Origin of the sequence: Corallococcus caeni, assembly GCF_036245865.1 — a bacterium.
GTDB classification, from domain to species: domain Bacteria; phylum Myxococcota; class Myxococcia; order Myxococcales; family Myxococcaceae; genus Corallococcus; species Corallococcus caeni.
In genome coordinates this window covers 1-277 of record NZ_BTTW01000128.1, presented here as the reverse complement: position 1 = coordinate 277, position 277 = coordinate 1, and the positions used below count along the sequence as shown (strand labels likewise).

The 277-nt window shown below is 68.6% G+C and carries 1 protein-coding gene; it reads right to left on the bottom strand.

Annotation, left to right across the window (positions count from 1 at the left end; translation table 11 throughout):
• A partial coding sequence (locus AABA78_RS39115; protein ID WP_338270636.1) for a hypothetical protein occupies positions 1-277 on the bottom strand: 277 nt, incomplete at both ends.

The following is a 277-nucleotide window of genomic DNA, read 5'->3' as shown; positions in this document are numbered from 1 at the left end:
GGCAGGTGGTGCTCTGCGAGGTGCCCAGCGCCAGCTGCTCTCCGGCGCCCGTCACCGCCGTCACCTTGCCGGTGGAGCGGCCCTGCCAGTCCAGCGAGTAGGTGTGCGTCATGACGAGCATGCTGCCGGTGGAGACCTGCAGGGCATTGCTGGTGAAGGTGTACGTGCGCACGGTGCTGGGGGTGGTGGCGGAGACAATCTGCCCGGTGATTTCGGTGCTGCCCTCCTGCTGGTAGGCGTAGGTGACGGCGGGAGAGGACTCACCCCGGCGCGTGAC